General features: G+C 61.1%; 12 protein-coding genes. 1 reads left to right on the top strand and 11 read right to left on the bottom strand.

Annotated features, from left to right (window positions below; all coding sequences use genetic code 11):
- Window positions 1–20 precede the first annotated feature (20 nt).
- The 11 genes from QNH97_RS11135 to QNH97_RS11085 all read right to left on the bottom strand — a co-directional run bounded on the left by QNH97_RS11135 (window position 21) and on the right by QNH97_RS11085 (window position 11251).
- Window positions 21–689, bottom strand: a complete 669-nt coding sequence (locus QNH97_RS11135) for a GntR family transcriptional regulator (protein ID WP_283556850.1) — start codon at window positions 687–689, stop codon at window positions 21–23.
- A gap of 259 nt (window positions 690–948) precedes the next feature.
- Window positions 949–1887: a helix-turn-helix domain-containing protein gene (locus QNH97_RS11130; protein ID WP_283556849.1), complete on the bottom strand. Its 939-nt coding sequence runs from the start codon at window positions 1885–1887 to the stop codon at window positions 949–951.
- 79 nt (window positions 1888–1966) lie between these two features.
- The gene (locus tag QNH97_RS11125) at window positions 1967–2746 is read right to left on the bottom strand and encodes a 2-keto-4-pentenoate hydratase (protein WP_283556848.1); all 780 of its coding nucleotides are present in this window, start codon (window positions 2744–2746) and stop codon (window positions 1967–1969) included.
- Window positions 2743–4350 (bottom strand): bifunctional 3-(3-hydroxy-phenyl)propionate/3-hydroxycinnamic acid hydroxylase, encoded by a 1608-nt coding sequence (locus tag QNH97_RS11120; RefSeq protein ID WP_283556847.1) that lies wholly within the window; start codon window positions 4348–4350, stop codon window positions 2743–2745. The genes QNH97_RS11125 and QNH97_RS11120 overlap by 4 nt, the downstream gene beginning before the upstream one ends.
- A 2-nt stretch (window positions 4351–4352) precedes the next feature.
- Window positions 4353–5216 (bottom strand): alpha/beta fold hydrolase, encoded by an 864-nt coding sequence (locus QNH97_RS11115; protein WP_283556846.1) that lies wholly within the window; start codon window positions 5214–5216, stop codon window positions 4353–4355.
- A 27-nt stretch (window positions 5217–5243) separates the two neighbouring features.
- Entirely contained in the window at window positions 5244–5846 is a 603-nt protein-coding gene (locus QNH97_RS11110) for an amino acid synthesis family protein (RefSeq protein WP_283556845.1), read from the bottom strand.
- Window positions 5847–5873: 27 nt separating this feature from the next.
- A complete protein-coding gene (locus QNH97_RS11105) occupies window positions 5874–6323 on the bottom strand; it encodes a VOC family protein (RefSeq protein WP_283556844.1) in 450 nt (149 codons plus the stop codon).
- A gap of 11 nt (window positions 6324–6334) precedes the next feature.
- Complete coding sequence (locus tag QNH97_RS11100) at window positions 6335–7375, bottom strand: VPS10 domain-containing protein (protein ID WP_283556843.1); 1041 nt, start codon at window positions 7373–7375, stop codon at window positions 6335–6337.
- A gap of 12 nt (window positions 7376–7387) precedes the next feature.
- The gene (locus QNH97_RS11095; protein ID WP_283556842.1) at window positions 7388–8182 is read right to left on the bottom strand and encodes an SDR family NAD(P)-dependent oxidoreductase; all 795 of its coding nucleotides are present in this window, start codon (window positions 8180–8182) and stop codon (window positions 7388–7390) included.
- 26 nt (window positions 8183–8208) lie between these two features.
- Complete coding sequence (locus QNH97_RS11090) at window positions 8209–9699, bottom strand: aldehyde dehydrogenase family protein (RefSeq protein WP_283556841.1); 1491 nt, start codon at window positions 9697–9699, stop codon at window positions 8209–8211.
- 10 nt (window positions 9700–9709) lie between these two features.
- Window positions 9710–11251, bottom strand: a complete 1542-nt coding sequence (locus tag QNH97_RS11085) for an acetolactate synthase large subunit (RefSeq protein ID WP_283556840.1) — start codon at window positions 11249–11251, stop codon at window positions 9710–9712.
- 273 nt (window positions 11252–11524) lie between these two features.
- On the opposite strand from QNH97_RS11085, the gene QNH97_RS11080 reads away from it, so the two are divergent.
- The gene (locus QNH97_RS11080; RefSeq protein ID WP_283556839.1) at window positions 11525–12259 is read left to right on the top strand and encodes an IclR family transcriptional regulator; all 735 of its coding nucleotides are present in this window, start codon (window positions 11525–11527) and stop codon (window positions 12257–12259) included.
- Window positions 12260–12269: the final 10 nt, after the last annotated feature.

The raw sequence follows: 12269 nt of genomic DNA, 5'->3' as shown, positions 1-12269 counted from the left end.
AGGTTCATGGCCTGCTCTCGTTATTTTTTCAGTTGCAGAAACTTGATCAACTCAGGAACGGTGCCTTCAATGTGCGCGCGGACCACCGCCTCAACCTTATCGGCGTCGCCAGCGCGAATGGCGTCGAGGATCACCGCGTGTTCCTGACGCGCACTTAAAGGTTTGTCCACGTGCTGCAACCAAAGGCGCATGGGCGCCTCGATCAGCGAGTAAAGGGCACTGATCTGCTTCAGCAACCGGGGACGGCCGCTGAGGCTGCACAGGTATTCATGAAAGGCGCGATGCCGGCTGACCCACTCCGCGCTTTCCTCGCGGTAGTCGTCCATCTCGTCCAGCAAACGCTCGAGAGCGGCCAATTGGCGCTCGCCAATGCGCGCCACCGCGACGCGCACTGCCAGGCCTTCGAGGGCGCTGCGCATCTCGAAGACTTCATGCAGCTCATCGATATCCAGGCCGCTGACGATGGCACCGCGATTGGGCCGAAGTGTCACCAGGCCCTGGGCATCCAGTCGGCGAAAGGCCTCGCGGACCGGCATCCGGCTCATACCGATCTCGCTGGCGATGTCCTCGGCGATCAACCGGTCCCCCTTGCGTAACCGACCGCTGCAGATGGCGTCCAGCAGGTAGCTGTAGGCCTCCTCCTCGGCAGTCATCGGCGGACGTTCAGCGAAAGTCGGAACAAATTGCATGGCAGCACCTTTTGAATTTTTGTATCCAATTATCCATAAATTCAAAATAGCAGAATGCGTGCCAACATCATCCGTCAAGGCGCAAGTGATTGATTTAAAGGAATAGGTACTGCAGACAGGCTTTTTAGACCCCAATGGAACCGGGGGGTTAATCCCACAAATGTGCTACCAAAGGGCTCAAGCGGCGCCCATTAACGTGCAGAGCGGTAGCCAGGTAACACCCCCGGGAAACGACGGAGGCGTATCAGAACCCCTCCGATCATCCCGCCCGCGGGGTATCGGAAGGCGACTCACCAAACAGCGCTCGGTAATGAGTCGCGAAGTGGCTCAGGTGGAAAAAACCCATTGCCACGGCGATCTCACCGACGTTCAACACCGTCGCCCGGGTAGTGATCAAACGTCGCCGCACGGCATTGAGCCTCAAATTGCGCAGGTATTCGACCGGACGCATCCCGGTGACCGCCTGGAAACTGTTCTGCAGGGTCCTGCGGCTCACCCGCAATTGCTCGCACAAATCAAGGATGCTCAGCGGTGTATCACCGCTGGCCACCACCAGTTCCTGGCAACGCTTGACCAAGTAGGCGCTGACAGTAACGTTGCCACGACGGCCACGCACCTCATCCGAGGCGTTACTGAACAGGTCGAGGAAGGCGTTGAGCAGTACGTCTTCGAGCATCTTTTCCGAGGCTGGATTGATGGCATCCGCTTGCTGCAGAAGGTGACGGAACAGCGGATGGATCCTTTGCTGGACTCTCAACAGTACCGCTTCGTCCACGCTGATCTGAGACTCGCTTTTCAAGCGCTTGAGCTGTTCGTTCGACAATTCGCAAGCCGCCAGTTTGGCGAAACGTACCGTGTCGACGTTAACCGCGAAGAAGTGCGTACCTTCCGGGGCATGCAAGACAAAGTCCTCGCCATCGCGCAGCAGCACCACGCTCTGGGCGCCCACCTGATGCCCTTGGACCACCGGCGCGCTGCCCAACGACATGGCAATGCACAAGCGCCCTTTTGGTGCACAACCTCGCTGCACCACGCGCTTATCCAACACTTCCTGAAAGATCTGAAAGCGCTCGGCGCACACCTGCCGCAGCTCGCTGGAAAGGCATCCACGACCAAGTTGGTCATAGACTTGTTGCCAGCCCAGGATGGACCCGGCGTGTTGCTGGGGATCGTTGAAGGTACGGACTTCGGCAAGCATGATCGTCGTTCCTCGGTGGCCCGGTTTTTATTGTCGGCCTGTCATAAGCTGCGCGGTCCTCCCTGACAACGGTATTGCTTCACAAGGCGTCAGTGCCTGCCTGGAAAACCAAAGCCAGTTCCATGCCAAGCATGTGCAACCGGTACTCGGCGGCCTGGATGGCCATGGGCGGCAGCAACGCCCCGGACAACACGACCTGGCCCGCTTCAACGCACTGACCGTCAGCCAGTAATCGCCGAATCAACCAACACAAATTGACCAACGGCGCATCTTCCCGCGCCTGAGTATCACCGATGCCGCAGAACACCCCATCACATTCCAGACGATAGGCCACACGAGTCAGTTGACCGGGATCGAATTTTATCCGCGAGCCAACGCAATAGAGGCCTGCGGCCGCGTTGTCAGCAAGAAAAGCCCCAACGCCAAAGCTCCAACCTTGCCACCGGCAGTCGGCTATCTCGAACGCCGGCGCGACGTCGGACACGGCTGCCAGGATCTCCTCATCACTGTAGTCGCCGGGCTCCAGCGTGCGTCCCAGGACAAACGCCAGTTCAATCTCCAGCTTGGGCTGGATCAGCCGTGCGAGCGCCACCGAGCTGCCTGGCTCGACGACCATGGCATGGGTCAGGCCTCCCAGGACCGGCTCATGGAGCCCCATGCGCTTCTGCGCCGCACTGCCGGCGAAGGCGACCTTCCAACCGGTCAGTTGCTCACCGCGCACCTGGCGCTGACGCAACGCTTCGCGTTGGAGGGCATAGCCCGTCCGCAGATCGAGTTGCTGGGCCGCCAACGGCGGCAAGGCTTGCACAGACCGCTCGGCATGGTGGAGCCGGGCCACGAGTTCGTCTTCCTGCCTCATGAAAGTTGCTCCGCCAGCTTGCGCAACACGCCGTCAAGCCGCTCCGGCGTGGTGATGGCTGCAACGAATCGGTCTGGCCGAACGACGACGATGCAATCACGCACCTTGGAAAACCACTCGCCCAGCCGGTTATCCACGTCCTCGACACAGATCGCGCCGCTGGCCGATAACGGTTGGTTGCGGCCTTTGCCGCTGCGAGAGCGATTGACCTGGATGAAGCGTGTGTCCCAACGCGCCCAATAGGCAGCAGTCTGCTCACTGAGCTGCTCGCTCGGATTGACCCGATACCCCAGCACCGCATAGGAGTGACCCAACACTTCGTCCAGGCGCCGCCGCTGGCCTTGGGCATCTTCGATAGACGGCTGGATGAACAACTGCCCGACCAGATCATCCTCGTGCAGCTCGGCACGCTCGTGATAAACCAGGCCCTTGGTAATGGTCGCCTTGGGTTTGAACTTGAACTCAAGCAAGTGGGAGCGAAGGTTGTCGACGCTGTTGACGGCCTGGAACAACCAGTCCCGTACCCCCGCCATCAGCGGATTGGTCAAGCCCAGTACCGCGCCCATGTTGTCGGCCAAGGCGATGAGGTCGGTCGCATGCCCGCGACGTTCCTGGTCGTAGCTGGAAAGAATCGATGGCGACGCCCGTCCCTGGAGGATCGCGGCGATTTTCCAGGCGACGTTGGCGACATCTCGCAAGCCCGAGTTGAGCCCCTGTCCGGCCCAGGGCGGGGAAATATGCGCCGCGTCTCCCACCAACGCCACACGCCCCTCGACGAAACGCGCCGCCACCCGAGAGTTATGGGTGTAGGCGCGGATCCGGATGATTTCCAACTGATCCACCGCATTGCCGATCTGTCCGCGAATCAAACCCCGGATAGTGGCTTCTTCGCACATCAGGGTTTCGTCTTCACCCTCCAGAAGCATGAACTCCCAGCGACGTTGCTGGTACGGCAGGTAAATGCACACGAAGGGTCGCTGCGGGTCGGCATGCAAGGCGGTATAAGGGGCATCCAGGGTGTCGTTGGCCGTATCGATCACCACCCATTTGCGCGGATGAGTCAGCCCCAGCAGCTCGATGCCGAGTTTCTTGCGCACGCTGGAACGCCCGCCGTCCGCGCCGATCACGTACTGCGCCTGTAACTGATACAGCTCACCCTGGGCATCACGCACCTGCAATGTCACGCCTTGCCCATCCTGCTCCAAATCAAGCATTTCATGGCCCTGGCGCAACTCGACACTCGCATGCTTGCCCAACTGCTCACGCAACGTCCCTTCAAGCAACTGCTGCATGAAGATGTTGCGCATCGGCCAGCCATAGTGGGCAGTGCTCGGCTTGACCTCGGCGAAGCAGACACCTCGCGCATTGTAATAACGCAGGGGCACGTCGCAGATCATGTCACGCACGGCCAGTTCAGCGATGCCGATGCCCTGCAACACACGCAGCGCCTCGTCATCCATGCCCACCGCGCGCGGATACGGCAGTATGCCGTCCGCCAATTCAAGGACGACGCAGTCGATGCCGTACAGCCCCATGTAATGGGCCGCGGTGATCCCGTTCGGGCCGCCGCCCACGATGACAACCTGGGTTTTCTCCTGCTTCATCGCTATTCACCGCTTATTTGTTGTAGTTGTAGGCGTTGCTCGTGCAAGTAGTCCACGACGACACGGTTGAACATCGCGCCCTGGTCATCATGGACGTAATGACTGGCGTCGGCGATTTCCGTTGTTTGCACCCGCGCGTTGGCCGCCTTTATCGCCTCGAGGGTCGCCAACGGCAGGAAATCGGAACGTGCGCCACGAATGAACAGCGTCGGACAATCCAAGGCCCGCACCGCAGGCCACAAGTCCGTGGGGGTAATACTCAAGCGCGCCTGGGCAATACCTTGCTGGTCATGGCGCCATTCAATTCCCGCAGGCGTTTGTTTCATGGAATGCGTCAGCCTGGACGCCAGCCCCTCCAGCGACAGGCCAGGTCGCGCTTGTCGCCAGAACTGAGCGGCACTCTCCCAATCAGGAAACACCAGCGGCGTCTGGCTCATTTCGCGTCGAATACGCTCGGCGCCATCACCGCTGACCGAAGAGCCAGGGCCGATGTCCTCGACCACCAGCGCTTGCAGTCGCCCGGGGTTGAGCCGTGCATACTCCAGCGCATTGGTGCCGCCGAGGGAATGCCCCACCAGGACGAACGATTGCAGCCCCAAATGAGCGACCAAATCCTCAAGGTCGCTGACATAGGCCTCGGTCCGGTAGCGGGTGGACTCTGCCCAGTCACTGCCCCCCCGGCCGCGTTGGTCAAGGGCGTAGCAGCAGTATTGCTGACCCAGCGCGTTGGCCAGGGAGTCCCAGGTCTGGGCATAGGAGCGCAGCCCGTGCAGGAGCACCACTGCAATGCCCGAGGTGTTGCCCCAGGACAAATAGTGCAGGCGCATCTGCGAGCGATTGGTGAAAAAATGGCTGTTTGCAGGCATTCGTTTGCTTCCCACGATCAACGCACCTCAATGCAAGCCGTCGTTACCCTTGACGTCGGCGGCCTGGAGGCCACCCAGACGCGCATGCAAACGCCCGCGCGTGGCGAAGGCCCAGATGATGATCAACTCGTCCGCGGACGGCCCATCACCAAACGACAGCGAAATACTGTCGTAATGCGAACGGACGTACAGCGCATCCTTGTGGGCCAGTGGCACATCTATGGTCACCCCAGGTCCGCCGCGCTTGCCCGTGGACGGGACCCAGGACTTGCCACCGCCCAACGCGAGGCGGATAGGATCCGCCGCCGGATTGGTCAGCAGTGCATTGCCATGCTCGTACTCACCCTGACTGCCTACCAGGCACGCCTTGCCGTAACTGACTATCTCACGCTGGCCCGCCAGTTCCTGGATGCGACGACCAAACTCCTGGCCCAGCAAAGGTGACGGTTCTACCAGCTCGGCCAGGCTTTCGCTGTAGCGTCCGGCGTAGGGATTGGCGATCACCGCGGCAATGGCGTATTTGAACAAGGGTTCACCATCGGCCAACTGGCCACTTTCATTGGCCAGGGTTTCCTCAACGAAGCTATACCATTTGCGGATGTGGTAACTGGCGAAATTGGCGGTTTTCATCGGACAGGTCTCTTCAAAGGGATCGAGTCAAAGGGGATCGAGATCAAAATTTCGGCTGGGCGCGCCGGCGGCCTTGAAACGTGCCTTGCCTTGCGCGTCGTCGTGTTCGGTCTCGAGAAAAAATTCCATGCGATTGCCGTCGGGGTCGTTGAAGTACACGCCGTTGCCGATTTCGTGGTCGGTGATCTTTACCACTTCGATTCCCTTGGCGAGCAACATGCCGTAGAGCTGGCGCAGGGTGGTCATGTCGCCAGCGATCTCCAGCCCGTAGTGCTGCAGGCCCAGTCCGCCCTGATGGGCTCCCGGCTCTGCGCGGATCAGGGCGATGTCGTGATGCTTGGCACCAAACGCCATCATGATCCAGCTCTCACCCCGGGCGCTCTCGTGCATGCCCAGCACATCGGCGTACCAACGTGCCGACGTTTCCGGGTCACTCACGAACAGCGACAGGTGAGTACGAACGACGTCGACTTTCATCGCGCGATACCTCAGTTCTTCTTGATGATGGATTGGTGCCCGGACTTGATCTGCGCCACGGCCGGCGTCCAGAGCACATCAGCGATTTCACTGAACTCGCGCCACTGCTTCTGCCAGCCGTCACCGCCGTTCTCGGACGTGAACAGGTGCCCGTACTTGGTGCCGGCGACTATCTGGCGCGGGTCAGCCGGATTGACGGCAATGGCCCAGACACACGAGTTGGGTTGCTGTGACAGCGGCAGCACCTCCCAACTGAGGGCCGCATCCCGGGAGATCAGCACCTTGCTGGTGGTGCCGGGTGTACCGTCGGAGATACTCAGGTAGAGAGTGTTTTCGCTGCCCAGCGGTGCGCTCATGGCGCGCACGTAGTAGAGGCCGAAGGTTTCGCGGGCCTCGATGCCGGTCCACGTCTGTCCCTCATCAACGCTGCGGTAGACAGCGTTGACACACACCACCACGATGACCTTCTGGCCGTGGTTGGGCAGGACCAGGATGTTGTGGATGTCCGAGTTGTAGTCCCACAGCAGCCGATCGTCGACACGGGTCCAGCTATCGCCGCCGTCACGACTGTGAAACAACCCGCCCTCTTCCAGGCCGAACCAGAGCTGGTCGCGATCTGTCGGGTCGTAAGCGAAGGCCAGCAAGCGCGGGCGACTGACGCCATCGCAGAACTCCGGAATCTCCACCGGCGCGCGATCCCAGCTCTGGCCGCCGTCGAGGGTGCGCCACAACACGGCACGGGAAGGTGCACCCGTGCCGACGAAAATACGCTTTGCATCCTGTGGATCGACGGCAACCTTCCAGACAGTCTGCCCATTGAACGGCGAGTCCACCTGCTGCCAGTGGCCGCCGGTGTCATGACTCACGCACAGGCCAATGTCGGTACCGGCATAGATCACTTCGGGAGCACCCGGATGGACACTCAGGGAGCGAGTGATCGCATCGAATTCAAGGTCCTGTCCCAGGCCAAGACGATGCCAGGTACGCCCATCGTCGGCACTGCGGATCACCGCCTGTCCCACAGTTGCAACTAAAAGGGTTCCGTTACTCATCACTGCTGCTCCTCAAATGAAGATGCCACGCGTCAAGCCGCCATCGATGCCAATGGATTCACCCGTCACGGCGCCCGCCTTGGGGGATGCCAGGAAACCGATCAGCCAGCCCATTTCGATGGGGGCCAACGTGCGTCGAATCGGCGTTGCGTCGATGTACCCCTGTTCGACCTGACCGGGTGTCTTGCCCTGCTTGATGCCTTCGCGCTCGTAGAGCTCCTGGATGTGCGGGGTGTCCACCACACCGGGGTGGATCAGGTTGACGGTGATGCCGGAAGGACCCAGTTGGTCGGAAAGCGTCTTGGTCATGTGGGCGATGGCCAGGTTGCGCATGCCCGAGAGGACTTTGCTGCTGCGCCCGGTCAGGCCACCGATGTTGATGATGCGACCGAAGCCGCCCGCCTTCATGTGCGGGGTCACGGCCTTGGCGCAACGGAAGTAACCGATCACCTTGGTGTTGAGGTCCGACAGCAACTCTTCGTCGCCGGCATGTTCGATGTCATTGCGCACCACGCCCGAGGGCGCCGCGGCACCGTTGACCAGGATGTCGATGCGCCCGAAGTGCTTGTGCGCGGCGTCGACCATGTCCGACACGGCCGACATCTGATTGGTGTCGCAGAACAAAGGCAGCACTTCGTTGCCGGTCTGGGCGGTGATCTCCTCGGCGGCCTGCTGGAGAAACTCCATGCGCCGTGCGCAAATCACCACCTTGCAGCCCTCTTGGGACAGAAAACGCGCGACTTCCTTGCCGATGCCCATACCACCGCCCGTGACGATCGCCACGCGGCCTTGCAATTCCAGATCCATAGCAGTTCCTCTTGTGATTATTCGGCTCAGGCCAGATCGACGAAGACACTTTTGGTTTCGGTGTAGGCATCGATCACGTTTTTACTCATTTCCCGTCCCCACCCGGATTGCTTGTAGCCACCAAAGGGCGAGGCCGGGTCGACGACGTTCCAGCAGTTGATCCACACCGACCCAGCTTTCAATTGCGCCGCCACCCGATGGGCGGAGCGCAAGTCACGGGTCCAGAGACCGGCCGCCAGGCCGTAGGGCGAGTCGTTGGCGCGCAGCACCAATTCATCGATCTCGGTCCAACTCATGACGGTTAGCACCGGGCCGAAGATTTCCTCGCGGGCGACACAGGCACGCTCAGCGCGGTCCAGAAACACGCTGGGTTGGATAAAGTGGCCGCGTTCCAGGTGGGCCGGTCGAGCGCCGCCGCAGATCAGCTCGGCGCCCTCCTCCTGGCCGCGTTGCAGATAGGCACTGACCGAACCCAATTGCCGGGCCGACACCAGCGGCCCCATGCTGCTGGCCGGATCCAGTCCGGGGCCCAGCACATGGGCGGCCGCGTGGCGCTGGAGTTCTTCGAGTACCTGATCAAGCACGCTGGCGTGCACGTACAGACGCGATCCGGCGGTGCAGACCTGGCCCTGGTTGTAGAAAATGCCATCGGCGGCGCCTTTGGCAGCCCGGACGATATCGGCGTCCGGCAGAATGATATTGGGCGACTTGCCTCCCAGCTCCAGCGACACTTTCTTCATGTTGCCGGTGGCCGCCTGGGCAATCAGCCGCCCCACCTGGGTCGAGCCGGTGAAGGCAATCTTGTCCACGTCGGGATGCTGGGCCAGGGGTGCGCCGGTATGAATACCAAGCCCGGTGACCAGGTTGACCACCCCGGGCGGAAAGCCGGCGGCCTCGATCAATTGCACCAGGCGAATCGCAACCAGTGGGGTCTGTTCAGCGGGTTTGAGCACCGCGACACACCCGGTCGCCAACACCGGACCGAGCTTCCACACGCACATGGTCAACGGGAAGTTCCACGGCACGATCAACGCGCAGACGCCCACCGGCTCACGCAAGGTGTAGTTGAGCATCGGTGCGCCACTGGAAGGCGAGACGGGGAGCGTGCTGCCCTCGATCTTGGTCGGCCAGCCGGCGAAGTAGCGGATGATATTGGCCGCGCTCGCCGCTTCACCACGGGCCGTGGCAATCGGCTTGCCGTTTTCCAGGGTAATCAGTTGGGCCAGCTCTTCGCGATACTGATCGAGCAGTTCGGCCAGACGAAACAGCAACAGGCCGCGTTGGGCCGGCGACTGCTGCGCCCAGACACCGGTAAAGGCCGCACGGGCGGCCGCGACGGCCGTATCCACATCGCGTTCGCCGCCCTCGGCAACTTCAGCCAGCACACATTCATTGGCCGGGTTTTCCACGGCAAACCGGCGGCCGCTGGCGGCGTCCTGCCAGGTGCCTCCGATAAACAGGCGCCCGGGTTGTGCCAGGAATTTTTCGACGGCAGGTAGCAATTGGATCTGACTCATATCCCCTCCTTCACAGCGCCATTTCAATCAGGCACGGACCGCCGTCGGCCTTGGCGTTGGCCAGGGCTCGCTGCAATTCGGCATTGGTGTGTACGGTGCTGGCCGGCAAGCCGTAGCCTTTGGCCAGGGCCTTCCAGTCAATACGGGGGCGGTCCAGCACAGTCAGGCTCAGGGCCTCGGGGCCCAACTCGGTCATGCCAAAGCGACGCAGTTCGTTCTGCAGGATCGCGTAGCGATGGTTGGCCGCGATCAGGATCACCACCGGCAATTGCTCGCGGGCGATGCTCCACAAGGTCTGGATGGTGTACTGGGCACTGCCGTCGGATTGCAGGCAGAACACCCGGTTTCCACGCTCTGCCAGGGCGGCGCCAAATCCCACCGGAATGCCTTGGCCGATGGCCCCACCGGTGTTGGTCAGCACTCGATGCCGCGCGGCATGGGCCGAGGCGGTGAAGAAGGGATAGCCACAGGTGCCACCCTCTACAGAAACAATGCAGTCGTCCGGCAGAGACGCTGCCAACACTTGGCCTATCGACTGAGGCGTCAGTTCGGCTTCAGCGGTCGGCAGCTCGACGCCCATCGGCGTGGGCACATACGCCGGCGCTTCAAGTTCATTGGCCAGGGCCGTGAGCGCCCCCGCCACATCGTCCCCCACTTCTGCCAGGCAGAGCAGGCGGTCACGTTCTGCCAGGCGAGAGGGGATGCCTTCGTAGCCGAAGTAACTGATCGGGTCCGGAACGCCGGCGCACACCACCGCGTCGTATTGATCAAGGATCTCAATGGCCACTTCGGGGAAGTAAGGCAAGCGATCCAGGTCAGGCAAACCACCACCGCGATAGCTCAAGCGCGGAAAGGTTTCGGCGAACATACGCACGCCCGGCAATTGCGCCAGACGCCCCGCCGCTTCGAGACCCGCGACCGACAAGCCCTGGTCGCCGACGATAAAAACCAGACGCTGGCCATTGCGCAGCGCCTGGGCCACGGCTTCGATCCGGTCACCGGCAAAACGACGAACCGGGGCCTGTAACGTAGTGAAGGCGCTCTCACTTTCCACAGGGTTGGCTTGCAGGTCCATCGGCAGAATCAAGCTGGCGATCTGGCCCTTGGCTTGCCAGGCGGCACGCACCGCTTCCTGGAAGTCTTCCCCTATCCCTGAGGCTGTGCGCGAGGTGCGCACCCACCCTGAAACACTCCCGGCCAGCGCTTGGATATCGCTGGCCAGCGGCGGATCGTAATTGACGTGCCATGACGCGTGATCACCGATGACGTTGACGATCGGCGTATTGGCGCGACGGGCGTTGTGCAGATTGGCGATGCCATTGGCAAAACCGGGCCCAAGGTGGGTCAGGGTCATGGCCGGCTTGCCGGCGATCCGGCCATAACCGTCCGCGGCCCCGGTGCATACCCCCTCGAACATGGACAGCACCGGTTTGAGGGCTGGGGCACTGGCCATGGCTGCCACCAAGGGAATTTCGGTCGTTCCGGGATTGGCGAAGCAGTACTCGATACCGCTTGCCACCGCCGCCTTCACTATCAGTTGCGCACCATTCATTTCCTGCCCTCTTGTTCGAGCGTTTGCAATGGCTGAGATTTATCACACATGCAAACCCACAAAACAAGCTGTTTTTTTACGTAAAACTCTTATTTTGAGATTTTAATACGTTTTTATCGGCTCGAGATCGATAAAGATGTTTGTATTTCTCAAACCCTGAAGTAACGTGTCAGCGCCTTTCTCATCGAGTGAGCAGGCTTTCCATCACTGGCGCGTCTACCTATAGTGCTCACCCAACGGCCACCTGCGCGCCTCTGCCCCCTTAGGAGCCAAATGAGCAGTCTGAGTAAAATGCTGAGTGTCCTGGACCTCTTCGGCCCAGAACGGCTGAAGATCGACCCCGACACCATTGCCGAACGCATGGGCCTGTCACGGGCGACCGTGTACCGCTATGTGAAGGACCTGTGCGACGCCGGCCTGCTGGTCCGGGTGGATGCCGGTAGCTACAGCCTGGGGCCGCGCATCATCGAGCTCGACTGGATGATGCGTCAGTACGACCCGATCCTCGTGGCAGGCCGCGAGCTGATGCACGAGCTGTCCGAAGAGACCGGCCTGGCGGTGTTCGCCAGCGTTTTCTATGACGGCCACATCATCAATACCTACATCACCGAACCCACGGGCACTTACCACTTTTCATTCGGTCGCGGCCACCCGCTGCCGTTTTTTCGCGGTGCGCAGTCCAAGGTGCTGATTGCCTTCCAGAAGGGTCGACGCCTGCAGCGTCTGTTCGAAGAACATATGGCCAACGACCCCGAGAATACTTACGACTGGGCAAGCTTTTCCAAAGCGACGAAAAAGATTCGCAAGGACGGTTATTGCCTGACCCACGACGAACTCAATCAAGGCCTGACCGGTATCGCGGCGCCGATCATCAATCCAGAACTCGACGAGGTGGTGGGGAGCCTTTCGGCGGTGGGCAGCAGCCACAGTTTCAAACTGCTGCGCCAGGAGACCGTGATTGAAATGGTGATGGAAACCACCCGGCGAATCGCCGAGCGGATGCACTGAAAACCTGTGG

The sequence above is a fragment of the Pseudomonas sp. G2-4 genome (assembly GCF_030064125.1).
Classification (GTDB): Bacteria; Pseudomonadota; Gammaproteobacteria; order Pseudomonadales; family Pseudomonadaceae; genus Aquipseudomonas.
This window is presented reverse-complemented; position numbering and strand designations above follow the sequence as displayed.

Coding starts and splice junctions, on each gene's coding strand:
- QNH97_RS11120 (WP_283556847.1), bottom strand. CDS start 4,350: ATGAAGCAGGAGAAAACCCAGGTTGTCATCGTGGGCGGCGGCCCGAAC.
- QNH97_RS11080 (WP_283556839.1), top strand. CDS start 11,525: ATGAGCAGTCTGAGTAAAATGCTGAGTGTCCTGGACCTCTTCGGCCCA.
- QNH97_RS11105 (WP_283556844.1), bottom strand. CDS start 6,323: ATGAAAGTCGACGTCGTTCGTACTCACCTGTCGCTGTTCGTGAGTGAC.
- QNH97_RS11090 (WP_283556841.1), bottom strand. CDS start 9,699: ATGAGTCAGATCCAATTGCTACCTGCCGTCGAAAAATTCCTGGCACAA.
- QNH97_RS11110 (WP_283556845.1), bottom strand. CDS start 5,846: ATGAAAACCGCCAATTTCGCCAGTTACCACATCCGCAAATGGTATAGC.
- QNH97_RS11125 (WP_283556848.1), bottom strand. CDS start 2,746: ATGAGGCAGGAAGACGAACTCGTGGCCCGGCTCCACCATGCCGAGCGG.
- QNH97_RS11100 (WP_283556843.1), bottom strand. CDS start 7,375: ATGAGTAACGGAACCCTTTTAGTTGCAACTGTGGGACAGGCGGTGATC.
- QNH97_RS11130 (WP_283556849.1), bottom strand. CDS start 1,887: ATGCTTGCCGAAGTCCGTACCTTCAACGATCCCCAGCAACACGCCGGG.
- QNH97_RS11085 (WP_283556840.1), bottom strand. CDS start 11,251: ATGAATGGTGCGCAACTGATAGTGAAGGCGGCGGTGGCAAGCGGTATC.
- QNH97_RS11135 (WP_283556850.1), bottom strand. CDS start 689: ATGCAATTTGTTCCGACTTTCGCTGAACGTCCGCCGATGACTGCCGAG.
- QNH97_RS11115 (WP_283556846.1), bottom strand. CDS start 5,216: ATGCCTGCAAACAGCCATTTTTTCACCAATCGCTCGCAGATGCGCCTG.
- QNH97_RS11095 (WP_283556842.1), bottom strand. CDS start 8,182: ATGGATCTGGAATTGCAAGGCCGCGTGGCGATCGTCACGGGCGGTGGT.